The following is a 22,420-nucleotide window of genomic DNA, read 5'->3' as shown; positions in this document are numbered from 1 at the left end:
TTCTGACCGATAAAAAAAGCCCCTGCAGCTTAGTGCTCAGGGGCTTTTTGTCACACCAGACGGATATTTATTTTTCTGGCATAGCTGAAGAGTGGTGCGTAGAAATTTTCCACTCTTGTCCATCCCAGACATAGGTAAATGTATAACGCGCGGTGACGTGTGAATTATCTTTAAAACTAAAGGTATAAACACCGGTATCGATCGCTTTATTACATCCAATCCTGATTGTGCGTGAATTAATTTTACCGGTCGGCCCCTTTTTAAGGAACGCCCTGAAATAGTCAACACGCTCCTCATCAGTCAGACGCACTTTGTTCGAGATAGTCGGCAGCAGAACCGCATCGCTGAGATACAGCTCCGACACTTTCGTCGCGTCTCCGGTTGACAAAGAATCATTCCATTTATCAAAAAGAGTAGCAATATCCTGCTCAGTCGTTTTAACACAGGTGACTGAATTTTTTGCCAGTGCAGCAGCAGGCGCACAGGATAAACCTATAAGGCACAAGGCCAGAAATTTTGCTTTCATTATTTTTTCCTGATTTTTGTCAAGAGTGATTGTCGTGGTCCACCAGTGACCTGACTTACAACCAGTGCTTAACGACGTTATAAAGAAATATTACGCGCCTTTTTTCCGCTTCGTCACTCAGGGTATTCACCGCATCGGATTTATCCCTTTACGCCAGAAAGTGATATACGGTCCTGGATAAGATAATCACCAGGATCGGCACGATGAACCTGGGTGGCAGCAAATGACGAGTCCGTCAGTCTGGCCACGAAATAACAGAAATTTTTTACGTAAACGCTCCGGTTCTGCACTAATTAAGAAGGAAATATAAAAAAACCACCCAAACACGAATGAGAAAGTAGCGCATTAAATGCTAATCCTGAAACTTAAATCTGGATGTATGCTTGATTTAGTTATAAGCCCCGCCTTTTTCATTAAGTTAGTTTTTTATACTGGCATGGTGTGCGACATGTTAAGTATTAAAAGCAGTGATAGCTTCAGAATGCAGATAGCGACCTTTAATTTAAGGGGTGATGCGTAAGCACGTTTTGCACCTGAATGTGATAAACATATGCTCCTGTCGCATCTGCAGGGATGAAAGAATTAAGCGATTATTTCCGCAGATAATTAATCATCTTTATTAAAAGCGTGAATACGGTTTTGTATAAAACCCCAATTTTACCATCTCGCTGTTTATAGTTTGTTCACTGAAATGTGCGCAGATGCACGATCCCTCACCTTCCCTCCTCCACACGTTCAGCAGGATAGTTTTAAGAGCCCGAAAGCTGACTTCGTATAATTGTTCTTATACGAAGTCATGACAGCAACCAGACATCGGGTTATCATAAACAGCGCCTCAAAAGCGTACCCGAAAATGGCAACGCTACGTAAATTCTGCCGGGTTACGGCCCTGCAAACTTCTCAGAATTCATGTAGCGCGATCGCTGGCATTGCAGGTTAATAAGTGAGCAAAAATGCGTAAATCAGCACCACTAACGAACCTGACGGTGACCCGGAATAGTGATATCGCTGAACGGCTCAGACAGTTCGTTCAGGATAAAGAGGCTTTCTCTCCCAATACCTGGCGACAACTGATCAGCGTTATGCGGATCTGTCATCAATGGTCAGAAGATAATCAGCGCACTTTTCTGCCGATGAGCGCAGAGGATCTTCGCGACTATCTCGCCTTTCTGGCAGAGAGCGGTCGGGCTTCTTCAACCGTCACGTCCCACGCTGCACTGATCTCGATGTTACACCGTAACGCAGGTCTTGCTGTTCCCAACGCCTCACCACTGGTTTTTCGTGCGATGAAGAAAATAAACCGGGTGGCAGTGATAAACGGCGAACGGGCGGGCCAGGCGGTTCCGTTCAGACTAGGCGATCTGCTGCTGCTTGATCAGCGGTGGTCAGGTTCTGATAACCCGCAGTGGCTTCGCGACCTGGCTTTCCTGCATGTCGCCTATGCCACTTTGTTACGTATCAGTGAGCTGTCGCGATTACGGGTACGCGATGTCATGCGTGCCGCTGATGGACGAATCATCCTGGACGTTGCGTGGACAAAAACGGTTGTGCAGACCGGTGGACTGATTAAGGCACTCAGCAGTCGTTCAACTCAGCGTCTGGAGGAGTGGATGGAGGTCTCCGGACTGGCCGCCCATCCTGATGCCTATCTGTTTTGTGCCGTGCATCGATCCGGGCGGGCTCAGATTATGGAAAAACCAATGAGCACGCGGGCACTGGAGCAGATTTTCAGCCGGGCATGGGACATCGCCGGAAAATGTGGAGCGATCAAAGCCAATAAAAATCGCTACACCGGCTGGAGTGGCCACAGTGCCAGGGTCGGCGCAGCCCAGGATATGGCGGATAAAGGCTATCCGATTGCGCGGATTATGCAGGAAGGCACCTGGAAAAAACCGGAAACCCTGATGCGCTATATCCGGCATGTCGATGCGCATAAAGGGGCGATGGTAGAATTTATGGAGCAGATCGCCGACTCCGACGTCCCCGGCTGATACGACAGCCCCGTTTCAGGCTGAAGTTATCCACAGAAAAAGTGGACAGGCTGTGAGTAAACCGGTACAGAGGCGTACCGCCGTCTGCTGAGCATGCCACACATAGCTGATATTTCAGAGCGTTTACAGGACCAGGTGCCAGCGCGACTCAGGCTGCTCCAGCGTTTTTGATGTCGCTCCCTTTACCGCAAGGAAGTCCGTGTGGCGCTAAGTCGTATTAAGCCTGCATTATAGGGTTCAATGTATGCCCTTCAGTTAATAAGCTACTGTGAGTGGAAATGCTTCCTCAGGATGTTATTCACTGAGGATTTTTTCGCAGGCGGAAATCTATCTATCCATTTGTCATCAACGCAATGCACGAATTTAATCGTGCACGAATGACTACAATTTCGCTAAACTTTAACAGGTATTAACTTAAAACTGACGGAATGATTACTCTGAGGATCTATCGGCAGAACGTGCTATTTCAGAAGCGCAGGCTTGACTATGCTGGCTTTATATCAGCGGTTTTAATAAAATTATAACGCAATATGTTGATAATCTTCTCAATAAAAAGGAACGAGTGATGGGCAAATTTTTTGTGATGGCCGCTTTTGTTGCAGCAGCAGTTACCATGCTGGCGGGTTGTTCCAGTGACTATGTTATGCAGACCAAATCAGGTGAAATGATTGTTACTAAAGGGAAGCCGGAAATCGATAAATCGACCGGACTCGTAACCTACAAAGACGCGGGTGGCTACAAACACGAAATTAACCGCGACCAGATCAGTAATATGGTTGAGAAATAAATCCAGCACACCCCACAGCGTATTCCGGTGTGGGGTTTTCTGCATCAGGATGTGAAGTTGATTATTGCTGGACTTCAATCTGCGTCCAGCCTTTCCTGTACATGCAATCTTTCACCAGAATATCACGGTTACTCTCGTTCTCATCGGTTGATGAGTAACTGGTGTCCGTGGTTTTATGCTTTTCATCTCTGGAGGTGTACTTACCTGTGATCTCGTTGTCAGGCGGTAAGTCTCTGAGTGCCTGCGCTTTACACTGCGTTTCCGCAATCTCTTCCTGCCGTTTGTCCATGCCCGGTTTAACCCACTGATAGTCAACGCAACCCGTCAGCGCTGTCAGGATTAGCGTTATCACAAGCGTCTTTTTCATAGCACCCACCCAAAGTCAGATTAACATAAGCTCTAATTAATAGAGTTCCCATTGGCAGAATGTTAACACAACTGGTGCGACTGGGTAGCCGCTGCAATCGTGAGAACAGTCACTTATTTCGGGCTGTTTCAGACGGATGACGGCAGCACTACCTCTTTTTCGTTAACGACGCTATCCCTTTTTCCGGCTCCATTTCTCAAAAAACGAGGGTTCTTTAACTGAATTGCAATCTGAGTCTATTTCCTCAGTAATCGTCTCTTCCTTTGCATGTTCGACAAGCCGCTTGAATCGTCGTTTAGTTTCTTTACCCGTTACGCTGCAATCTTCTGAATCGGCCAGAGAAACGGCGGCGCTGTAGGCGGCATAGCAGTCATCAATGGGATCAGGATGATTTTTGCAAACAGTGAAAACGGCATAAGCCCGCTCCGGATGGCTTTTGTAAAAAACGATCTCGGGTGAATTTTTCAGGCCAGAAATGATATCTGAAAGTACCATGACTGAAACAACAGCCAGCAGCATGACGCCTGTAAAAATAATAAACCTGAATTTCATTATCGCCCTTTTCTGCTACGACATCTTAATGACACTCTACATTGCGATCAGCGGTAGCCCGTTTACTTATACGCTACCCTGCATTTTCATCTGGCTGGTTAAAATAACCGATTTTTAACAAACCATACCTGTTTATTCCTGGAATTTATGGTAAATAAGGCGTTTCATTTTCTGCTAATCAGTCGGCAGTATATTTACTCTGCCCGGGGACGGCAAAAGAAGATAACGGTTCGTTTAACTTCGGCAGCCTGTCGCTGGCACAGAAGTCTCTGAACCGACGACAGGTAATAACAGATAAACCTGAGACGGGGGCCGTTTTTGCGTCTCACTCGCTCTTCAACAGCGCTGAACACTCTTTTTTTCTTAACTCACTGCGCAAGACCTTCCTGCTTCTCACAACCGCCGTGACAGCCAGAACACCCACCTTTCTCATTTTTGAGTATTATCGGCAGCGTAAAATGGCGACCCGCATGGCGCATTGCCAGCAGGATGATGCCGTTTACTGCCAGCACGCTCAGCAGACAGATCGCACTGTACGCGGGATGTTTCGCAAACGTCACCGTCTGATAGAACAGCGTGGCCGTGGTGTAGGCAATATTCAGCCCCCAGAAAAAGGAGAAGGTCATCCACGTCTTACCCGCTTCGCGTGCGATGGCACCCATCACCGATACACAGGGAACATAGAGCAGCACGAAGATCAGGTAGCTATAGGCCGCAAAACCACTGCCAAATTTAGCCGACATCACACGCATCGGACCGGATGCCATTTCGCCGTCGCCTTTGCTGGCATCAAGGGGGTGAGACAGCGCATCAATGCTGAACGCAGCAGACAACCCCGCCCGGGTCTCTGCCAGTGCGGCTTTCAGCTCACCGGGCAGATTAAACGTTTGTGGATCAAACGCGCTGCTCTGAAGCGCCTCCGTGGTATAAAGGCTGTTAAGGGTACCGACCACAACTTCTTTCGCCATGATGCCACTGACCAGGCCCACGGTAGCCTGCCAGTTATCCTCAGTCACCCCGATAGGTAAGAGTGCGGGAGTGATCATTTTACTGGTTGTTGCCAGCGCCGAATGGTTGATGTCATCCACAAGCCGGCCATTAAAGGCAAAGCTGCTCAGCAGGCCAATCAGCATACTCACCAGAATGATGACCTGTCCCGCACGTATCACGAACATCTTTAGTCGCTGCCAGGTCTGCAGCAGAAGGCTTTTAAGATGAGGCCGGTGATAAACCGGCATTTCCATGATGAACGGCGTGGCTTCTCCATCCAGCAGGGTGTGTTTAAGGATCAGGCCGGTCACGACTGCGACGACGATACCCAGCAGATAGAGCGAGAAAACCACGCTGGAGCTATGAACGTGAAAGAAGGTGGCGGCGAAAACTGCAAAGATGGCCAGCCGTGCGCCACATGACATGAAAGGCGCGATCAGGATGGTCAGCAGTCGCTCACGCGGCGTGTCCAGCGTGCGCGTCCCCATCACGGCCGGAACGTTACAGCCGAAACCGACAATCAGCGGCACGAAGGATTTGCCCGGTAGCCCCAGCGACAGCATCAGACGGTCCATAACAAAGGCGGCACGCGCCATATACCCGGAGTCCTCCAGAAACGCGAGGAACAGGAACATCAGGCCAATCTGCGGAATGATCGGCAGCACCGTATTGATCCCGGCCCCAATACCTTGTGCCAGAAAAACCGTCAGCCAGTCCGGGAAATGGCAGGTATAGCCCAGCCACTGCGCACCGTGAATAAATATCGCTACCGAGCTGCTGTCAAACAGGGGCTGCAGTGCGGCCCCGATATTGATGGAAAGCACGAACATCACGTACATCACGGCCAGGAATATCGGAATGCCGAGCCAGCGGCTCAGAACGACTTTATCAATCTGTTGGGTCAGCGTGGCCGGCAGAGCCTGATCGATGTTACTGACGGCGGTGCAGATGGCACTGATGGCACGAAAACGGTAATCGGCAATCTCCACGCCCGGGTCGCCCCCCGCCTGCGCCATGACTTCGGGCAGATGCGGCAGCAGTGCCGGACAGAGTTTCTGGCTATTAATATCGCCCTCCAGCAGCTGTAGCGCCAGCCAGTAACCTTTCCGGGAAGCGATCTCAGCAGGCATCAGCTGGCAGAGCTGCTCAACTGCTCTTTCAATCGCTGGCGGATAAGAGATCGGTTGCGGAGCCTGATAAATATGAGGCTGATCGATCATCGCTTTAAGACGGGCAATACCCTCACCTTTTGTCGAGGTCAGGGCGACGACCGGACATCCCAGCCGGGCCGACAGCGCAGCGACATCGATAACGATGTTCTGGCTGGCAGCGATATCCTGCATATTCAGGGCGACAATGCAGGGCACACCCAGCGCGAGTAACTGCAAAGTCAGAAACAGATTGCTTTCCAGACTTGACGCGTCGACAACATTAATCACCAGATCGGCGTTATCCTGAAAGAGATACTGACAGGCGATGCTCTCATCAATTGAGCTTTCAGCGGATAGCGTCGTCAGCGAACGGGTGCCTGGTAAATCAATGAGCCGTACATCGGAACGTGCCGTGAAAAATTGACCCTCTTTGCGCTCAACCGTGACGCCAGCCCAGTTACCGACCCGTTGACGGGCCCCGGTAAGTTGGTTGAAGAGCGTTGTTTTACCGGTGTTAGGATTGCCAATTAACCCAATGGTTATCTTTTTCATCAGACAATCTCCTGCAGGATGATGTCGGCCAAATCACGCTGTCGCACTGCCAGACTGACACGACGGGTACGAATCTGCACCGGGTCGCCCAGGGGTGCCACACGAATAATGTCGATTGTGGCGCCCGGTAAGATGCCCATCGTCAGCAATTTCTGGCGCCAGGCGGCATTAACCGAAGAGCGATAGCCAAGAATCCGGTAAGTACGGCCCATATTTACTGTCATTTCACGCCCCGCCTCTCTGTAAGAAGCACTTATTCTATAAATGATAAGCGTTTCGATTTTTGATCTGGCATCCTGGCAACGGAGAAAATTGTCGCCAGCGTCAATAACAGCTCAACAGGCGGTGAATAAAGGCAGTCAGAGGTGCGATAACGGAGTGGCATAGGAGAGCTGACGCACGGCCCTGACGAAACGAGAATCAATTTAGTTACATCATACATAGCCGCTTAAACTTCCTTACGGCCCTTCGGGCCGCGGCGGGCGGCTTGTCAAAGAGCACTCGGATTTTCGGATCGGCTCCATTCAGGTTTTAGGCACGGGTTTACAGAACTATTAAGGGTTGAGGTCACAATAAATAGGGTGTTGTAACTAATCGCCTCTGCTTTTGTACAAAACTCAGACGATATCTGATAACACTTACCCTCCCGGCTACTTTGAGTGAATGACACAGATTCGCAGGTAATGGTCCCGCCAGTGTCTGACTATCAGAGCCCCTGTGCAGCCGGGTTTCTGATCTATTGTGGTGATTCCTCTGCTGCCCGGCTCTGCAGGGGATTCACTGAAGAGTGCAGCCAGATTGAAGGTCAGGATTATGCTGTACTTTAATGTCACGTAATGGCAGGGACAGTTTCCACCTCCCTCTATGCCTTTCCGGTTTCTCTCAGTTCTCCGTCGGGATGAACCTTGTCGCCTGGTGGGGCCTGATTGCTCCAGCAGGCGGTAGTCATCGATATTTATTCCTGAGCATTACTGAATACATCGCGGTGAGATTCTTCTTTGGCTATAAAAAGATAAAATAGTCGGGATTAACAACCAGGATAAACAATAAACAAGTCATTAATTTTTATGGTGCAGTTTTAACCTGTTATTGAATTTGACAATCATTAAAATTCAGTGGTCTGATATTACGTAAAAAAAAGCTTCGGTTATCTGGCCGTTCGACGCTAATATTTTCCTGCATAAACGCATCCCAGTCTTGAAAGTTTTATTCAACAATTTTGCTCGTTGAGTATTTTTATTGATTACGACCACTCTTCGGAGTGGTTTTTTTTACTCTATGCCGCCAAAAAAACTGCCTGTCTGGATAGGCTGTTTACCGGCAAAGCTCCGGATTGCGTATCGGATTTTTCATGAGGCTGTGTTGTCGGCATGAGGCGTAAATTCTGTGAGGGGATAGGCGGAATTTCAATCGGAAAAGGTACTGATGATCTCAGGGCTGACTGTATCCCATTAGCAGTAGAGGATCTAAGGCTCACTGCTTGAGCCTTAGAATATAACGAAATTAGTTCAGACGCCGTGCGTCAGCCTGCGAGTCCTGCAATTCCATTTTTGCGGATTCAAGTCTGCGTTTTTTCTCTTCAACCCTGCTGCTCTTCTTTCTGATTTTGTCGATACCTCCCTCTGCTTTTGCTTCTTTCAGCTCCAGCTGGGCCTCCTGAAGCTCAAGCTCCGCCTTTTTTACCTCTCTCACGCGCTGGCCGACATCGCGAGAAGCACGTCTTGCCTGGCGGTCGTCAGAACAGTATGTCTGTACTTTATCACGGGCAATGTTGAGTCGGGCAACGGCCGCACTATCCCCACGGCTTTTGGCCAGTTCCGTTTTCGTCGAAATATCGGCCAGCTGAACCCGACAGGTATCTGTCGCCGCAAATCCTGCAAACGGCAATGAGGCAAGTGCCGCCAAAATGATTGTCTTTCTCATATGTTAAATCCCTTTTAAAACAGACCATTCAGTTTATCTGCCATCAATATATTTAAATAAACAAAACCCACAAAGATTAACTGAAACATGACATTTCTATTTTATTTCACCCTTATTCCCACCTCTTGCTGAGAAAATAAAGAAAACAATACGGAAAGGTATTGCCTCTTCATAGTACTGATATTTAAAATGACCCGCACCTGCCCTTTCTGCGCTGTAATATCACTTTCTTTACTCGTCACCTGCGAAATTGATCCAGATCATGCTTTCCCGTATTAATAGCCGGAGAGGCGTATTGTTATCATAGCGTTTAACAATCAGAGCAAATAATGCCGCATCTTCTTAAAAAGTAATGACAGGTAAGTAAAATGACACCTTCAGATTCTGGCAAAAAAATCGCCTTCGCGATTGTGATGATGACGTCCGCGCTCACCCTCTCAGCCTGCTCCAGTGATTATGTGATCTCCACCAATGACGGGCATATGATTACCACCCACGGCAAGCCAGCCAGAGACAAAGAAACCGGCATGATCTCCTACCGTGACACGGATGGAAATACGCATCAGATGCAACAGCACGATGTTAAAGAGATCGTTCAAAAGTAATTCGTTTCAGACAGCGATCGGTTATGCCGTCCTGAAACCTTATCCTATGGAATAAATCAGCAATGAAAATGTCAGTTATCAGCCTTGGCGTACTGCTGTGCGTCTCTTCCTCTGCAATGGCGATGGGCCTGACTGCAGAACAGGGCAAAAATTACTCTGTGCTTGATGCAGAAATGGGGCGTTCGTCCGGCGGGATTTACCTGGACAGCCAGTGGATCAAAAACACCTCGGATGGCGTGCAGATTGGGCAGGCGGGAACCGGCTATAACCTGGAGCTTGGTCCGCTGATGCTGACCGCTGGCGTAAAGGCCACTTACATCGGTGGTAAGAAAGGCGATGATGGCGTCGCCTTTCCTGTCGGGGGAGGCATAAAACTCTCGCTCCCTGCTGACTTTGCAATCTATGGCGAAGGCTACTCCGCTCCTGAAGGGCTGGCCAACAGCGTCAAAAACTTTGTGGAAGCGGATGGCGGGATCAGCTGGTCGCCGCTGGGACCGTTGGTGCTGAAAGCAGGCTATCGCTATGCGGGTGTGGATGGCAAAGACGGGCGTCCGGGCCATACCCTGATCGATGGCCCCTATATTGGTGGCGGCCTGACATTCTGACGCCGGATAACAATGCCACCTGATACCGCAAGGAAATCTGCCGTTACAGGGTCTGGTTTCCTTGCTCTTCTTCTCGTCTTATCTCAGACGGGGATTACTGAGAGGCAGATTATGAAAACGTTTATGCTGATGTTCTTTACTCTCTGTCTGACCGGCTGCGTGCAGTATAAATGGGTCAAACCCGATGCATCAGAGCAGCAAGAAACCGTGGCAGAAACGGCCTGTCAGGCTCAGGCGCTGCGCGACTTACCGCCAGATAATATTGTGAGCGGTAAATACACCTCAAAAGACAGTAAGTACAAAACCACAGACACGGACTACTCAACCAGCGATGCTAATGAGAGCCAGCGGGAAATTCTGGTCAAAGATTGTATGTTCAGAAAAGGCTGGCAGCAGATAGAGGTCCAGCAATAACATACGCGGGGTGGTCGGGGCGGGCTGCGCCCTGGCCCGCTCGATTCAGTGTCCGCTATCACGTCTGGCGGACACTGAATTCTCATCAGACGGTTGATTGCGCTGTCGCCGGCAACGTTCTGAACAGTACATCACCTCATCCCAGCACTTTTCCCATTTTTTCCGCCACGTCATCGGTTTTTTGCACGTTTTACAGTAGCGAACCGGTAACGACTTTTTATTGCCTTTAAACATGTCAGCCCCTCTGATAAAGCCTTTTGCTGCAGCTGTTGTAAGTATAGCCCATCGCCTTCTGCGATAAGCCAGAGGGTGAATATCACAAAGTCAGTTCGCGGCTTTCCTGAGGTCATTTCTGTTACTGCCAGATTCTGATCTTCTACCGCTTCTGACACACTCTGCGTCACGTTGTTTATCAGATGAATAAACGGCGACAGTAAATTAACCGCAAGCCCTGATAGATTGCCTGGATACCTGCGCCAATAATTCCTGGCCTTTGCGTCCGTCAGTGAGCCTCAGATTGTCCTGAATGACTATCGCGTGGTCGCCAGAGAGCCCGACACATAACACGCAGCGGATTTAGACAATAATCTGGCCTGATAGGGGGCAGCCATTAAATCTGCCGGATAAAACCGGCCACATTACCCTCATGCCTGTTCAGAAATCATTACGCACGTAAATAGTTTATTCAGAAACAACGCGGTTTATCGTCTGAGGGATGCGTGTCTGTCCATTTATTTTTTCCCCTCCTCTTCTCTGAGCACTAATCACTCACCAGCCCGGCGCAGCCAGAGCGGCCGGGCTGAATCGTTAATAATAAAATAATTGATTATCATAAGGTTACAGATAACCGTAATTAATGAGCGGACAATGAATTAATTTTTCGACGTTTTACCAGCGCCCCTCTCCTCTATTAGGCTCAGCGCCAGCGCATATCAGACTGAGCAGGTTACACCGGTCACGCCATTTAACCCGAAGAACTCAGCAGTTCGGGATTAGCGAAGCGACGGTGGCGAAAAATGCCCCGGAAGGGGGAACAATCCCTCACGGAACTCAATTATCAGGCGTATCAGTTGATGCGTCTTTTTGTCACTTTGAGCGATAATCGTAAAAAAAGAGTAACTTTACTTTTGTTTAAGGTGAAGACGTTAATTAGAGTTTAAACTCTCAGAGAAAGCGATTAATATGTCAGCGTTGAACTCCCGGTTCTGTATTATGATTATTCGAAGGCAAGCATTCTCAAAAAAGCAGGTCTGACGAAAAGCATCAGCGTGAACCCGCTCTTCTGTATTTTATTATCTGAACATGACTATGGTGACTTTGATGAGTGACACTCTCAACAGCTTGAATAATATCCGCACCCTTCGTGCCAATGCTCGCGAGCTTGACCTTGCTGCCCTGGAAGAAATGCTTGAAAAACTGTCAGTTGTCGTCAGTGAGCGGCGTGAAGAAGCGCAGGCTTCTGAAGCGGCTAACCGTGAAAAAGCAGAGAAACTGGCAAAATATCGTGAATTACTGCTGCAGGAAGGTATTGATCCAAACGAACTGTTAAACGGCATGCAGGCGGCACCCACAGAGAAGAAAAAGCGCGCGCCTCGCCCGGCTAAATATCAGTACACTGATGAAAATGGCGAAGTTAAACAGTGGACAGGCCAGGGCCGTACGCCTTCTGCTATTAAAACCGCGATTGATGCGGGTAAATCGCTGGACGATTTCCTCATCTGATACCGGCTGCCCGAATGACAACCGTCTGAGAGTACTCAGGCGGTTTGTTTAACATCTATTGTCTGATGAACTCCGCTGCCGTTTCCTCTTAATACCACCCTATCCCGTGAAAACCGGGCAATGGATTACTCCTGACGTTCTTCGCTTTTAACCTGATTACGCCCTGCCCGCTTAGCCCGATACAGCGCTTCGTCTGCCCGTTCTATCAGCGTTTTTTTCCATCCTTCTGGATCAGACATCAGATATACGGCGCAGCCTGCACTCAGCGTGACATGCTTTTGCGGTAATTCAGAGGCCCGATGTGGTATGGCGAGCTTACTGACAGACGCAGTGATGGATTCCGCGAGACTCACCGCCGCAGAGAGCGGCTGTTCCATCAGAATAATGGCGAACTCTTCGCCGCCATAACGGGCTGCAAGTTCATCTCTGCGACGGACCGCGTTTTTCATAACAGTGGCCACTTTTTTCAGGCAGTCGTCACCGGCGACATGACCATAGGTGTCGTTATAGCGTTTGAAGTAATCGATATCGAACAGGATTAACGACACCGGCTTTCCGCTGCGCGCTGCGCGCTCCAGGCTTTCGGCCAGCTTTTCATTGAAATGACGCCGGTTGGCAACTCCGGTCAGCCCGTCATTATGCGCCAGGTTTTCCAGTGTGCGATTAGCCGCGGTCAGTTCATCACGTAATCGGGTCAGCTCCAGCTGATAACGCAGCGTATGCCGGGCCTGACGCAGTACAAACGAACCCAGCAAAAGGATCACGCCCAGCAGCGCCGCATTCAGAATCAGATCCTGAACCCAGCTCTTCAGCCAGTGACTGAAAAGCGCATGTTTGTCATAGCCCGCGGCCACCACCAGCGGATAGCGCTGTGAGCGGACAAAACCGAAGATGCGCTGTTTGCCATCCAGCGCGGCCGTCCACTGGCCGCTACCCTTATCCGAGTTCGCCAGTATTCTGAGAAACAGCGGACTGACGGAGAGATTTTTACCGATGTAACTATCCGGCATCGGGCGGGCGTAAAGCACCGTGCTGTCGGCCAGCATCAGCACCAGAACATCCCCTTCGCTGAGCTCATAATAGCTGTAGAACCGACGGAAATAGTCCACTTTGATGGTGGCCAGTAAGACACCCCGGAAGCTGTTGAAAGCGTCGTTAACGCGGAGCGTAACCGGAATAACCAGCTCGTGCGTGGTGCGGCTGCGCAGCACCGGACCGACGTGCAGATTATTGCGCGGACTGGCACGATGATAATCGAAATATTCGCGATCGGAGTTATCAATCCCCGGCGGCACGCTGCTCATCGAGGTCGCAACCCATGCGCCTTTGGCATCATAGTAGAACAGACCGTGAAGCTGCGGCAGGCGGCTCTGTAACAGCCGCATCGTCTGACTGAGCGCCTCCCCATCCACACCGGTCGTGGCCATCTGCTTTTCCAGTTCGCGCTGGACTTCACGCAGCGCGATTTCGGTCTGCAAAAACGTATCATCCGCCTGACGTGCCTGTGATAACGACAGATTGACCGCCGCATCTTCCGCTTTATCAACGGTTTCATACCAGTCTTCGCGCAGCGTCCACAGATCCAGTCCAACCACGGTTGCGGTAAGCAATATTCCCGAGAGCATAATGCTTCTCAGCAGCGGCGAGATTTCAGGTGTCGGGCCATCATTTTTTCGGCGAAAATTCATGCCAGTCCTTAATAAACCTTTTGCACGATTTAATCACAGTTAACCAGAAGCAAAAATGCCCCGTCTTTAATCACGCCACCATCGCGCTGATTTACATTTATCCAGCAGATTTCGCTTAAATCCTATACCTGACCGGCTAAATCAGCATCTCTGATAAAAATTTAGTAGCGAATAAAGCTACACTGACGCTTCAATTTCCAGGCAGGGTAATGTTACCCTTGCCCGCTGAACAATTAGCACTTAATTGATTAACTTGAGTATTTGAGGAATTTTATGAGTAAGAACCTGAACAGCCTGAACAATATCCGCACTCTTCGTGCCGGGGCGCGCAATATTGAGCTGGCTGTGCTGGAAGAATTACACCAGAAATTTGAGACCGTGGTAAATGAACGCCGTGAAGAAGAAAGTGCGCGGGCAGCAGAAGCGCGTGAAAAAGCGGAAAAACTGGCGTTTTACCAGGAGCTGTTAATGGAAGAGGGGATTAATCCTGCCGAACTCATCATTAGCCTCTCTCCAGCCGACACCGGCAAAAAGAAACGCGCAAAGCGTCCGGCAAAATATCGCTACAGCGATGCAAATGGTCAGGAATGTTACTGGACAGGTCAGGGACGCACCCCCTCTGTGATTAAAGCTGCTATTGATAATGGCGGCTCACTGGATGATTTCCTGATCCCGGCGCAATAATTTTCGGCCGGCGGGTAGCCTGCTGTATCAGCGTGCAGCTGCACGCACAAGCCGGACAGGCAAATGGCTAACAAATGCAAAAAAAAATGCCGCAGTACGCTGCGGCATTTTAAAATCAGAAATCGGCTTTCAGTACCACACGGTAATTCGCTTTACCGGCACGAACATGATCCAGCGCTTTATTGATGTCTGACATCGGGAAGAACTCAACCTGCGGCGCAATATCCGCACGCGAAGCGAGTTTCAGCAGCGAGCGCAGCTGGCCCGGTGAGCCGGTTGACGAACCGGTGACGGCTTTGTCGCCCATGATCAGCTCAAACGCACTGACTTCAATCGGCTTCAGCACTGCACCCACGGTATGGAACCTGCCGTGCGGCGCCAGCGCCGCGAAATAAGGTTTCCAGTCCAGATTGACGGCAACGGTGCTCAGGATCAGGTCAAAACGGCCCGCCTGCTGCTTCAGGGCTTCAGGATCGCGGCTGTTAACCACCTCATCCGCCCCCATATCCAGAATCGACTGCTTCTTATCCGGCGTGGAGCTGAATGCAACCACTTCCGCGCCCATCGCGTGCAGAATTTTGATCGCGATATGGCCCAGGCCACCGATACCAATTACGCCGACGCGGCTGGAAACAGAGATGTTACTCATCAGCAGCGGTTTGAAGACGGTGATCCCGCCGCACAGCAGCGGACCCGCCGTTTCGGCATCCAGTTTTTCAGGCAGCGGGATCACCCACTGCCAGTCTGCGCGCAGCTTCTCGGCAAATCCGCCTTTGTTCATGATGGTAGGCGTGCTGCCCTGATGGCAGTTAACGTGCTCGCCATTGATACAGGCATCGCAGTGCTGACAGCTTTTCGCCGTCCAGCCAATCCCTACACGCTGACCAACAGAGAGACCTTTGTTTTTAGCCGCAGCGCCCAGCGCAGAAACGCGGCCAATCACTTCATGTCCTGCAATCACCGGGAACTGCGAGATGCCCCACTCATTGTCGATCATCGACAAATCCGAGTGGCAGACACCACAGTACTCGACCTGGACTTCAACTTCTTCGGCTGCCAGTTCAGCGGCATCGTATTCGTAGAGTTCAAGGGCCTGGCCAGCCTGCATGGCTGCATAACTTTTGATTTTCATTCTTACCTCTGCGTGGTTAATCACCGACAAGTGTAACAACCTGGCGGCGGCTTTGCCTGGCCGTTACGCTTATACCGCATTTTATTGTCACTTTGTTGAGATAAATCAGGCCTTAACCTGCGCGCCGGAAAGCGTTTGTAACACTTTAAGCTGCGCGACCGCCTCCTGCATCGCGTCCATTCCCTGCGTCAGTTCACGCAGACTGCCGAGATGTCTGGCAATATCGGCGCGCTCATGCCGGGTCTGCTGATTCATGGCGGCCAGCGTATCGGCCGCGCTGATGCTGCGCTCTGCCATCTGCGCGGCAGTCTGCGCAGAGTCGCTGGCGACCAGACGGATACGCGAGATAGTGGAAACCGCTTCGCCGATGTTACTGGCTGTGGCTTCGGCCTGCTCTTTTGAAGAGTGCGCCAGACGACGCACTTCGCCCGCGACCACCGCAAATCCCCGGCCCGCTTCCCCGGCGCGGGCCGCTTCCACGGCAGCGTTCAGCGCCAGAATATTTGTCTGGAAAGCAATATTGCTGATGCCGTGCGTAATCTCGTTAATGCCGTGGGAGATTTTTTCCAGGTCGTCCAGCCCGTTATCCAGCCGCCCCTGTGCCTGCTGACTCTCTGTGGCAATATGACTGATGTTACGGATGCTGCTTTCCGCGAGGCTCAGCGTTTCGCCCTGGCTCTGGGTCGCCGTTTCCAGCACCGGCAGGGCCTCCATCAGCGGCGTTAGTGCCTGCTGATAATTGATGACCCGATCCAGCACCCGCGTCTGAACACTGTTCAGGGCTTCCCAGCGACGTAACGCCCGCTGGGCGTAGTGCGCGGCATAACCGGCATACTCGACCGGAAACTGACGCATCGCTTTGACATCATGGTTGAAGAACACCAGCGCAGAGAGCGTCTGATTAATAGGCACGCCCAGGATTTCGCCAAAACTGGAAAAACCGGCGGCGGCGATCCCCTTGAAGAAATGGGCATTATGCAGCTGTTCAGCGTTACCGATACGACGCAGGATACAGTCGTTCATCAGAATAGCGGCCGGTTTGCCATGCTGAGCGGTAAACGCCTGCCACTCCTGTTGCGTTGCCTGGCGGAAATCCTTCTCCTGCATCAGGTAAAGCCTGTCGCCAAACTCCAGATCGCAGAAGAAGGTTACGCCGCCCGGCTCAATTCTGGCGATCGAGCGAATAAAAAATTCGCCGCCAACTTTCACGCCAAAGGTTAATCCCTTCAGCCGGTCGGTCAGTTGCGCTTCGGTGCAGCTGAGATAGTCACACAGCGTTGCAATAAACGGCTGCTGTTGCCCCTGGCTGTTAAATACCGACGTGACGCTGCGCGCAATCGGATCGGCCTCGGCAATCAGCCAGCTCTGGTCGCGTGGCGTAAAGTTCTGGCTTTTGAAAGGCGCAAAGGATTTTCCGGCGGCCATCTGGCAGAAGATAATCACGGCTTTGCCCTGTAACACCCGGCCACCGGCTCCGATCCAGGTACCCTCAAACGTCACTTTTCCGCCCGCTGAACCCCCAATCGCCAGGCAGGGAAAGCGTCCGCTGTTGTACCAGGCCTGCATCAGAAAGCCTTCTGAGGCTGACAGCCCATCGCAGTAAATCATCGCGAACGTGTGCTCGGCCGAGAGCGGCATACGAACCTGCAGTCGCATCAGCTCCTGCTGAATGGCTGTGATGCGCTGAGTGGCGGTCTGCGTGTCGCTGACGTGCAGATCGACGATATGTGTCTCATGACGGGCAATCAGGCTGTCCGGCAGCCAGAGGTAGCTCCCCTCCGGGCCATGACCGTCACAGTAGGTGCTCTGCGCCCGGCTGCTGCTCAGCGCCCCGTTGGAGGAGAGCGTCAGCACCGTCAGGCTGGAAGAATTGAAGCGCTGCCACGCCTGACTGACCCGCTGAAAATCTGCCTCAGGTGGCACAAAGGTCATCAGGATCCCGCCGGCGCGTGAGCTTAATCCAATCGCGCTCAGTGAATCCGGCAATGCACGACAATCCCAGGTGCCATTGGCTGGCTGACTGCTCCGCCGGAGACGGGAAACAGGCAGGCATCTTTTGATCGTCTTCAGGATCGACATAGTAATATTTTCGCTTCTTATTTGAGTAATCTGCGCCTGAGTCAGCGCTTTCTGGTGTGTGTAAAGGGAGGGCTAAAGGCAGGTCCGTTCGCATTCAGAACTCGGCGCTGAAGGTCGGGTTCATCAATGATCAACGTGTTCAGCGCCAATGGGTTATCGCCAGCAGTGAGAAAACCTTTAGCGATTGCTGCAATCAGTTTAATCTCTGAAGTTGTTGCATTTTTGTAGCAGAAGATAGGCTTATACATCGATTGCGCAGAGGATATCCAGCGGTTCAGGTCACACTTTTTTACAGCTTGCGAGGCTGTCGATAATTGAAGCGTTCGAAAGGACAGAATCAGAGGGGAAGTCGGTGGTCTGAGCGTGCCCGAAGGGGGTGACGACCGCGTCAAAAGCGGGACGACTCCCGCTTACGGCGATCTATCCTGCGGCAGACAAGGGAGCCGGACGCATCAGAATGGCGTTTACATCGCATCCGTGCGTCCAGGCGATACAGGCGAAATTACTCTCCCTGCTGCTCGTGAAAGTGCTGTTCGCAACGCTCGCGCGCTTCGGCAGGCAGATCGCGCAGGTCCGGCAGCGTATCACCGGAACCATAGCCCATCGATCCGGTGGCTTCCTGCTGCTCATCCTGCGCGGCGAAGGTGAGCGTCTCCTCCAGTGGTTGCCAGTCACTGCCCTGCTGCCGGTAGATCACAGCATGCGTGGGCGTTTGTGCATCCTCGCCGTAGATTTCATATTTCTGTTTCTGGTCGTCAGAACCCAGCTCTAATGTGTCGATTAAGGTCGCGTCAGCCATAGCGTTCTCCTTTTTCTTCAGGCCTTTAAGCGTAGTTTATTCATCGCTCCTCTGCTGCACATAAACCAGGGCGACTGATAAACCGCCGCCTTATCAACGATGTCTTGCCACGAATTGGCATAACCGAAGCGGAAGGCTATGCTTGCTGCTGTGACTAGCTAGTCCTTTTTATCTAACGGAACATTGATATGAGGTCTTCCTATGACACAACAGAAGTACAGAGGTGGTGCCGGCAATTTTGCCAACGATCCGGAACGTGCGAGTGAAGCTGGCAGTGCAGGAGGCAAAGTCAGTGGGGGCAATTTCAAAAATGATCATGAAAAAGCCAGGGAAGCCGGCCGGAAAGGAGGCAAGGTCAGTCGACGCCCTTCTAAGTAATTCTGAATAAAGCGCTTTAGGACGTTTTACGCCATGGAGTGGCATCTCGCGCCTTCACTCTTCCTCTTTAAGCCGCAGTGCCTCCCTGACCAGCGCAAAGGCCGGTGAATGCTGTTTGCGACTGGGATAATAGAGGTAATAGCCGGGGAAGGGCTGACACCAGCGCTCCAGCACCCGGACCAGCTTGCCCTTCTCCAGCCCGTCAGCAAACTCCTGTTCCGGCAGGAAAGCGATCCCCTGTCCGGCAAGCGCCGCTTCGGCGATGTGGGCCGATGTATTAAACGTCAGCTGCCCATCCACCCGCACATTCAGCGGGCCCTCTTCACCGTCAAACTCCCAGACGTAGAGTCCCCCGGCCGATGCCTGCCGCATATTGATGCAGTTGTGCTGCAGCAGATCATGCGGCACCCGGGGGGCAGGATGACGACGAAAGTAGTCGGGCGTGGCCACAGCGGCCATCCGTAACGGCGGGCTGATCGGCATCGCGACCATATCTTTATCGATGGTGTCGCCCATTCTGACGCCCGCATCAAACCGATCGGCCACGATATTGCGAAAGCCGTGACTGGCGTCGAATTCGAGCCGGATATCAGGGTAGGCCGCCAGCAGTGGCGTCAGTTTCGGCAGCAGCAGCGTGCTCAGAATATGGGGGCCGCAGGTGATGCGGACCGTTCCGGCGGGCTTGTCGCGCAAGGCGGTCAGCATATCCAGCTCCGCTTCGATCTCATCGAACCGGTTACCGATAGCCTCAAGCAACCGCTCACCCGCCGCGGTAGGTGAAACGTTGCGGGTCGTGCGGGTCAGCAGGCGGATCGCCATCCGGTTTTCCAGTGCCGTAATCGTCTGGCTCAACGCGGGCTGGGTGACACCCAGCAGCGCCGCTGCGCGGGTAAAGCTGCCCTCTCGCGCCACGGTAACAAACGCCTGCAGATCGTTCATATTGCGCTTCATGCTGCCCACTCTCTCTGCGATTAATAAGCTCTGGTTATAACCTCATTAAGGTTTCATTAGCTAGTCAATATAAAGCGAAACAGTAAGATTGCCTGCATTCATTACGGCAACCACTGAAACAGGACAACTCATGACGTCTGACGGCACCTTCAGCGCCTCCCCTCAACAGCAAGCAGCGCACTGGAGCGGCGTCTGGGCGATGACACTCTGTGTCTTCACGCTGATCGCCACGGAGTTTATGCCGGCCAGCCTGCTGTCGCCCCTGTCGCAGGATCTGCGGATCAGCGAAGGCCTGGCCGGACAGGGCATTGCGATCTCTGGCGCGCTGGCGGTGATCACCAGCCTCTCCATTACCCGGCTCGCCGGTCATCTCGATCGCAGAATCCTGTTGCTGGCGCTGACGCTGTTACTGGCCCTGTCCGGCCTGATTGTGGCACTGGCATCCGATTATCTGACCTATATGGCTGGCCGGGCGTTAACAGGCGTGGTGATCGGCGGATTCTGGTCGATGTCAGCTGCGGTGGCTATCCGGCTGGTGCCAGCTGAGCAGGTGTCTCGCGCGCTGGCCATATTCAACGGCGGCAATGCGCTGGCGACGGTCATCGCGGCTCCGCTGAGCAGCTATCTTGGCGCGGTTATCGGCTGGCGCGGGGCTGTTTTCAGCCTGATGCCGGTGGCGCTGATCGCGCTGCTCTGGCAGGCAGTGGCGCTGCCGTCGATGCCGGTTGACCGGGCACAGCCGCGCAGCAGAAGCCCTCTGCAGCTGCTGCGCTCGCAGCAAGTCATATCCGGGCTGGCCGCCTGCGGCCTGCTGTTTATGGGTCAGTTCACCCTGTTTACCTATCTCCGCCCGTTTCTGGAAACCGTTACGCAGGTTGAGGTATCGACGCTGTCGCTGGTATTGCTGACTTTGGGCGTGGCCGGATTTGCCGGAACCGTGATCGTCGGGAGCGTTTTACAGCGTGGGTTCTATCTCACCCTGACGATGATCCCGCTGGTGATGGCGGGCGTGGCGATGCTGCTGATCCTGTCGGGCCATCATCTGTGGCAGGTGACGCCGCTGCTCGCGATCTGGGGGCTGGTGGCCACCGCCGCGCCTGCCGGATGGTGGGCCTGGGTCGCCCGCGCTTTTCCGGACAACGCGGAGGCCGGCGGCGGGCTGATGGTTGCTATCGTCCAGCTGTCGATCGCCGCAGGATCAATGCTGGGAGGACTCGCCTTTGACCATGCGGGCTGGCAAATCACCTTTGTCCTCAGCGCCACACTGCTGATTGCAGCCGCCGGAATGGTGACGATCACCGCCCGCCAGGCCCGCAGGATCTGATAACCGGATTGCTGTTTAACCGGGCACACCGTTGCCCCCCTGTCGTTAACCTCTGAGGATCGTGTTATGAGAGCATTAACCCTGCTGTTTGGCCTGTTGATCAGTGCTTTTGGGGCCAGCGCGGCCGATATGTCGCGCGGAGCCGATAACTTTTATCAAAGCGATAAGGTGACACGCGAAAAAGTCAGCTTTAAAAATCAGTATCAGATGGGTGTGACCGGCACGCTGTTCCGGCCAAAAACGGCCAGTCAGACCGCGCGCCTTCCGGCTATTGTGGTAGGCCATCCGATGGGGGCCGTGAAAGAGCAGAGTGCCAGCCTCTACGCGCAGAAGATGGCCGAACAGGGCTTTGTTACCCTGGCCATCGACCTCTCATTCTGGGGCGAAAGTGACGGTCAGCCGCGCAACGCGGTCTCGCCGGATATCTACGCCGAAGACTTCAGTGCCGCTGTGGATTATCTGGGCACCCGCGATTTTGTCGATCGCAACCGGATTGGTGTGCTGGGGATCTGCGGCAGTGGCAGTTTCGTCATCAGCGCCGCAAAAATTGATCCGCGCATGAAGGCGATTGCAACCGTCAGCATGTATGACATGGGCGCGGCTAATCGCCATGCGCTGAATAAAAGCCAGACGCTGGCGCAGCGCAAACAGATCCTTGCGGCGGCGGCAGAGCAGCGTTACGCAGAGTTTACCGGCGGTAAAACGGCGTACACCGGCGGCACGCCGCATAAAATCGATGCGGCGTCCTCACCCGTCGAAAAAGAGTTTTATGACTTTTACCGCACGCCGCGTGGGGAGTTCACGCCGAAAGGCAGTTCCGCTGCGCTGACCACGCATCCGACGCTTACCAGCAACGTGAAGTTCATGAACTTCTATCCGTTCGATGACATCGATACCCTCTCTCCGCGACCAGTGCTCTTTATTACCGGTGATCAGGCGCATTCACGCGAGTTCAGCGAAGAGGCCTATCAGCGTGCGGCAGAGCCCAAAGAGTTATACATCGTGCCTGATGCGGGCCATGTCGACCTCTATGATCGCACTGACCTGATCCCGTTCGACAAACTGACCCGCTTCTTTAAACAACATCTGTAGTGCTGCCCTCTTCTTCACGCCCGCCTGCGGTTATCTGCGGGCGGGCATTACCGCTGACAGCATCGCCCCGCTCCCATTCAGCGATGCCAGACTGAAGGAAACTTCCCG

At 52.4% G+C, this 22,420-nt stretch carries 22 protein-coding genes; 10 read left to right on the top strand and 12 right to left on the bottom strand.

The window, feature by feature from the left end; translation table 11 throughout:
• Nucleotides 1-67: 67 nt before the first annotated feature.
• Entirely contained in the window at nucleotides 68-526 is a 459-nt protein-coding gene (locus ACR6AS_RS19130) for an SgcJ/EcaC family oxidoreductase (RefSeq protein ID WP_111138304.1), read from the bottom strand.
• Between the two features lie 953 nt (nucleotides 527-1,479).
• Between ACR6AS_RS19130 and ACR6AS_RS19125 the strand changes: the two genes are divergently transcribed.
• Nucleotides 1,480-2,517, top strand: a complete 1,038-nt coding sequence (locus ACR6AS_RS19125; protein ID WP_111138305.1) for a tyrosine-type recombinase/integrase — start codon at nucleotides 1,480-1,482, stop codon at nucleotides 2,515-2,517.
• Nucleotides 2,518-3,082: 565 nt separating this feature from the next.
• The gene (locus tag ACR6AS_RS19120; protein WP_111138306.1) at nucleotides 3,083-3,304 is read left to right on the top strand and encodes a YgdI/YgdR family lipoprotein; all 222 of its coding nucleotides are present in this window, start codon (nucleotides 3,083-3,085) and stop codon (nucleotides 3,302-3,304) included.
• Between the two features lie 61 nt (nucleotides 3,305-3,365).
• On the opposite strand, the gene ACR6AS_RS19115 is transcribed toward ACR6AS_RS19120, so the two are convergent.
• From ACR6AS_RS19115 to ACR6AS_RS19095, 5 genes are all read right to left on the bottom strand, one after another.
• The gene (locus ACR6AS_RS19115) at nucleotides 3,366-3,671 is read right to left on the bottom strand and encodes a membrane lipoprotein lipid attachment site-containing protein (protein ID WP_111138307.1); all 306 of its coding nucleotides are present in this window, start codon (nucleotides 3,669-3,671) and stop codon (nucleotides 3,366-3,368) included.
• A gap of 171 nt (nucleotides 3,672-3,842) precedes the next feature.
• On the bottom strand, nucleotides 3,843-4,223 hold the full coding sequence (locus tag ACR6AS_RS19110) for a hypothetical protein (protein ID WP_146240814.1): 381 nt from the start codon (nucleotides 4,221-4,223) through the stop codon (nucleotides 3,843-3,845).
• A 368-nt stretch (nucleotides 4,224-4,591) separates the two neighbouring features.
• Nucleotides 4,592-6,916, bottom strand: a complete 2,325-nt coding sequence (gene feoB / locus ACR6AS_RS19105) for a Fe(2+) transporter permease subunit FeoB (protein ID WP_434163510.1) — start codon at nucleotides 6,914-6,916, stop codon at nucleotides 4,592-4,594.
• Nucleotides 6,916-7,140: a FeoA domain-containing protein gene (locus ACR6AS_RS19100; RefSeq protein ID WP_111138309.1), complete on the bottom strand. Its 225-nt coding sequence runs from the start codon at nucleotides 7,138-7,140 to the stop codon at nucleotides 6,916-6,918. The genes feoB and ACR6AS_RS19100 overlap by 1 nt, the downstream gene beginning before the upstream one ends.
• A 1,279-nt stretch (nucleotides 7,141-8,419) precedes the next feature.
• Entirely contained in the window at nucleotides 8,420-8,839 is a 420-nt protein-coding gene (locus ACR6AS_RS19095) for a DUF1090 family protein (protein WP_434163509.1), read from the bottom strand.
• Nucleotides 8,840-9,207: 368 nt separating this feature from the next.
• Here ACR6AS_RS19095 and ACR6AS_RS19090 point away from each other — a divergent pair, with 368 nt between their 5' ends.
• The 3 genes from ACR6AS_RS19090 to ACR6AS_RS19080 all read left to right on the top strand — a co-directional run bounded on the left by ACR6AS_RS19090 (nucleotide 9,208) and on the right by ACR6AS_RS19080 (nucleotide 10,463).
• Nucleotides 9,208-9,444, top strand: coding sequence for a YgdI/YgdR family lipoprotein (locus ACR6AS_RS19090; RefSeq protein WP_418799629.1), 237 nt, complete (start codon nucleotides 9,208-9,210; stop codon nucleotides 9,442-9,444).
• Nucleotides 9,445-9,506: 62 nt separating this feature from the next.
• The gene (locus tag ACR6AS_RS19085; RefSeq protein WP_111138312.1) at nucleotides 9,507-10,049 is read left to right on the top strand and encodes a YfaZ family outer membrane protein; all 543 of its coding nucleotides are present in this window, start codon (nucleotides 9,507-9,509) and stop codon (nucleotides 10,047-10,049) included.
• Nucleotides 10,050-10,160: 111 nt separating this feature from the next.
• Complete coding sequence (locus ACR6AS_RS19080; RefSeq protein ID WP_111138313.1) at nucleotides 10,161-10,463, top strand: hypothetical protein; 303 nt, start codon at nucleotides 10,161-10,163, stop codon at nucleotides 10,461-10,463.
• 45 nt (nucleotides 10,464-10,508) lie between these two features.
• Here the strand turns inward: ACR6AS_RS19080 and ACR6AS_RS19075 are convergent, their stop codons facing one another.
• Nucleotides 10,509-10,697, bottom strand: a complete 189-nt coding sequence (locus tag ACR6AS_RS19075) for a DUF2256 domain-containing protein (RefSeq protein ID WP_111138314.1) — start codon at nucleotides 10,695-10,697, stop codon at nucleotides 10,509-10,511.
• A gap of 1,086 nt (nucleotides 10,698-11,783) precedes the next feature.
• Between ACR6AS_RS19075 and ACR6AS_RS19070 the strand changes: the two genes are divergently transcribed.
• Nucleotides 11,784-12,185, top strand: coding sequence for an H-NS family histone-like protein (locus ACR6AS_RS19070; protein ID WP_111138315.1), 402 nt, complete (start codon nucleotides 11,784-11,786; stop codon nucleotides 12,183-12,185).
• Between the two features lie 125 nt (nucleotides 12,186-12,310).
• Here the strand turns inward: ACR6AS_RS19070 and ACR6AS_RS19065 are convergent, their stop codons facing one another.
• The gene (locus tag ACR6AS_RS19065) at nucleotides 12,311-13,873 is read right to left on the bottom strand and encodes a sensor domain-containing diguanylate cyclase (protein WP_418804134.1); all 1,563 of its coding nucleotides are present in this window, start codon (nucleotides 13,871-13,873) and stop codon (nucleotides 12,311-12,313) included.
• A 273-nt stretch (nucleotides 13,874-14,146) separates the two neighbouring features.
• On the opposite strand from ACR6AS_RS19065, the gene ACR6AS_RS19060 reads away from it, so the two are divergent.
• Nucleotides 14,147-14,557: an H-NS family histone-like protein gene (locus ACR6AS_RS19060; RefSeq protein WP_111138317.1), complete on the top strand. Its 411-nt coding sequence runs from the start codon at nucleotides 14,147-14,149 to the stop codon at nucleotides 14,555-14,557.
• 115 nt (nucleotides 14,558-14,672) lie between these two features.
• On the opposite strand, the gene ahr is transcribed toward ACR6AS_RS19060, so the two are convergent.
• The 3 genes from ahr to ACR6AS_RS19045 form a co-directional block, all read right to left on the bottom strand.
• Nucleotides 14,673-15,689 (bottom strand): NADPH-dependent aldehyde reductase Ahr, encoded by a 1,017-nt coding sequence (gene ahr, locus ACR6AS_RS19055; protein ID WP_111138318.1) that lies wholly within the window; start codon nucleotides 15,687-15,689, stop codon nucleotides 14,673-14,675.
• 105 nt (nucleotides 15,690-15,794) lie between these two features.
• Complete coding sequence (locus ACR6AS_RS19050; protein WP_434163508.1) at nucleotides 15,795-17,768, bottom strand: methyl-accepting chemotaxis protein; 1,974 nt, start codon at nucleotides 17,766-17,768, stop codon at nucleotides 15,795-15,797.
• 502 nt (nucleotides 17,769-18,270) lie between these two features.
• Nucleotides 18,271-18,567, bottom strand: a complete 297-nt coding sequence (locus ACR6AS_RS19045; protein WP_111138320.1) for a hypothetical protein — start codon at nucleotides 18,565-18,567, stop codon at nucleotides 18,271-18,273.
• Nucleotides 18,568-18,768: 201 nt separating this feature from the next.
• Here ACR6AS_RS19045 and ACR6AS_RS19040 point away from each other — a divergent pair, with 201 nt between their 5' ends.
• The gene (locus tag ACR6AS_RS19040) at nucleotides 18,769-18,945 is read left to right on the top strand and encodes a con-10 family general stress protein (RefSeq protein WP_111138321.1); all 177 of its coding nucleotides are present in this window, start codon (nucleotides 18,769-18,771) and stop codon (nucleotides 18,943-18,945) included.
• A gap of 54 nt (nucleotides 18,946-18,999) precedes the next feature.
• Here ACR6AS_RS19040 and ACR6AS_RS19035 read toward each other — a convergent pair whose 3' ends face one another.
• The gene (locus ACR6AS_RS19035) at nucleotides 19,000-19,896 is read right to left on the bottom strand and encodes a LysR family transcriptional regulator (RefSeq protein ID WP_111138322.1); all 897 of its coding nucleotides are present in this window, start codon (nucleotides 19,894-19,896) and stop codon (nucleotides 19,000-19,002) included.
• Between the two features lie 130 nt (nucleotides 19,897-20,026).
• On the opposite strand from ACR6AS_RS19035, the gene ACR6AS_RS19030 reads away from it, so the two are divergent.
• A complete protein-coding gene (locus tag ACR6AS_RS19030) occupies nucleotides 20,027-21,220 on the top strand; it encodes an MFS transporter (protein ID WP_434163507.1) in 1,194 nt (397 codons plus the stop codon).
• 66 nt (nucleotides 21,221-21,286) lie between these two features.
• Nucleotides 21,287-22,312, top strand: a complete 1,026-nt coding sequence (locus tag ACR6AS_RS19025; RefSeq protein WP_111138323.1) for an alpha/beta hydrolase — start codon at nucleotides 21,287-21,289, stop codon at nucleotides 22,310-22,312.
• Nucleotides 22,313-22,420: the final 108 nt, after the last annotated feature.

The organism is Pantoea phosphatilytica, assembly GCF_051025615.1.
In the GTDB taxonomy this organism is placed as follows: Bacteria; Pseudomonadota; Gammaproteobacteria; order Enterobacterales; family Enterobacteriaceae; genus Pantoea.
Note: the sequence above shows the minus strand (reverse complement) of the source record. Positions and strands in the feature narration are given on the sequence as shown.

Excerpts from the sequence above, each read along its gene's own strand:
- ACR6AS_RS19025 (WP_111138323.1), top strand. The coding sequence starts at position 21,287 with ATGAGAGCATTAACCCTGCTGTTTGGCCTGTTGATCAGTGCTTTTGGG.
- ACR6AS_RS19060 (WP_111138317.1), top strand. The coding sequence starts at position 14,147 with ATGAGTAAGAACCTGAACAGCCTGAACAATATCCGCACTCTTCGTGCC.
- ACR6AS_RS19100 (WP_111138309.1), bottom strand. The coding sequence starts at position 7,140 with ATGACAGTAAATATGGGCCGTACTTACCGGATTCTTGGCTATCGCTCT.
- ACR6AS_RS19130 (WP_111138304.1), bottom strand. The coding sequence starts at position 526 with ATGAAAGCAAAATTTCTGGCCTTGTGCCTTATAGGTTTATCCTGTGCG.
- feoB (WP_434163510.1), bottom strand. The coding sequence starts at position 6,916 with ATGAAAAAGATAACCATTGGGTTAATTGGCAATCCTAACACCGGTAAA.
- ACR6AS_RS19075 (WP_111138314.1), bottom strand. The coding sequence starts at position 10,697 with ATGTTTAAAGGCAATAAAAAGTCGTTACCGGTTCGCTACTGTAAAACG.
- ACR6AS_RS19110 (WP_146240814.1), bottom strand. The coding sequence starts at position 4,223 with ATGAAATTCAGGTTTATTATTTTTACAGGCGTCATGCTGCTGGCTGTT.
- ACR6AS_RS19115 (WP_111138307.1), bottom strand. The coding sequence starts at position 3,671 with ATGAAAAAGACGCTTGTGATAACGCTAATCCTGACAGCGCTGACGGGT.
- ACR6AS_RS19120 (WP_111138306.1), top strand. The coding sequence starts at position 3,083 with ATGGGCAAATTTTTTGTGATGGCCGCTTTTGTTGCAGCAGCAGTTACC.
- ACR6AS_RS19090 (WP_418799629.1), top strand. The coding sequence starts at position 9,208 with ATGACACCTTCAGATTCTGGCAAAAAAATCGCCTTCGCGATTGTGATG.
- ACR6AS_RS19030 (WP_434163507.1), top strand. The coding sequence starts at position 20,027 with ATGACGTCTGACGGCACCTTCAGCGCCTCCCCTCAACAGCAAGCAGCG.
- ahr (WP_111138318.1), bottom strand. The coding sequence starts at position 15,689 with ATGAAAATCAAAAGTTATGCAGCCATGCAGGCTGGCCAGGCCCTTGAA.
- ACR6AS_RS19125 (WP_111138305.1), top strand. The coding sequence starts at position 1,480 with ATGCGTAAATCAGCACCACTAACGAACCTGACGGTGACCCGGAATAGT.
- ACR6AS_RS19070 (WP_111138315.1), top strand. The coding sequence starts at position 11,784 with ATGAGTGACACTCTCAACAGCTTGAATAATATCCGCACCCTTCGTGCC.
- ACR6AS_RS19085 (WP_111138312.1), top strand. The coding sequence starts at position 9,507 with ATGAAAATGTCAGTTATCAGCCTTGGCGTACTGCTGTGCGTCTCTTCC.
- ACR6AS_RS19040 (WP_111138321.1), top strand. The coding sequence starts at position 18,769 with ATGACACAACAGAAGTACAGAGGTGGTGCCGGCAATTTTGCCAACGAT.
- ACR6AS_RS19080 (WP_111138313.1), top strand. The coding sequence starts at position 10,161 with ATGAAAACGTTTATGCTGATGTTCTTTACTCTCTGTCTGACCGGCTGC.
- ACR6AS_RS19035 (WP_111138322.1), bottom strand. The coding sequence starts at position 19,896 with ATGAAGCGCAATATGAACGATCTGCAGGCGTTTGTTACCGTGGCGCGA.
- ACR6AS_RS19045 (WP_111138320.1), bottom strand. The coding sequence starts at position 18,567 with ATGGCTGACGCGACCTTAATCGACACATTAGAGCTGGGTTCTGACGAC.
- ACR6AS_RS19050 (WP_434163508.1), bottom strand. The coding sequence starts at position 17,768 with ATGTCGATCCTGAAGACGATCAAAAGATGCCTGCCTGTTTCCCGTCTC.
- ACR6AS_RS19065 (WP_418804134.1), bottom strand. The coding sequence starts at position 13,873 with ATGAATTTTCGCCGAAAAAATGATGGCCCGACACCTGAAATCTCGCCG.
- ACR6AS_RS19095 (WP_434163509.1), bottom strand. The coding sequence starts at position 8,839 with ATGAGAAAGACAATCATTTTGGCGGCACTTGCCTCATTGCCGTTTGCA.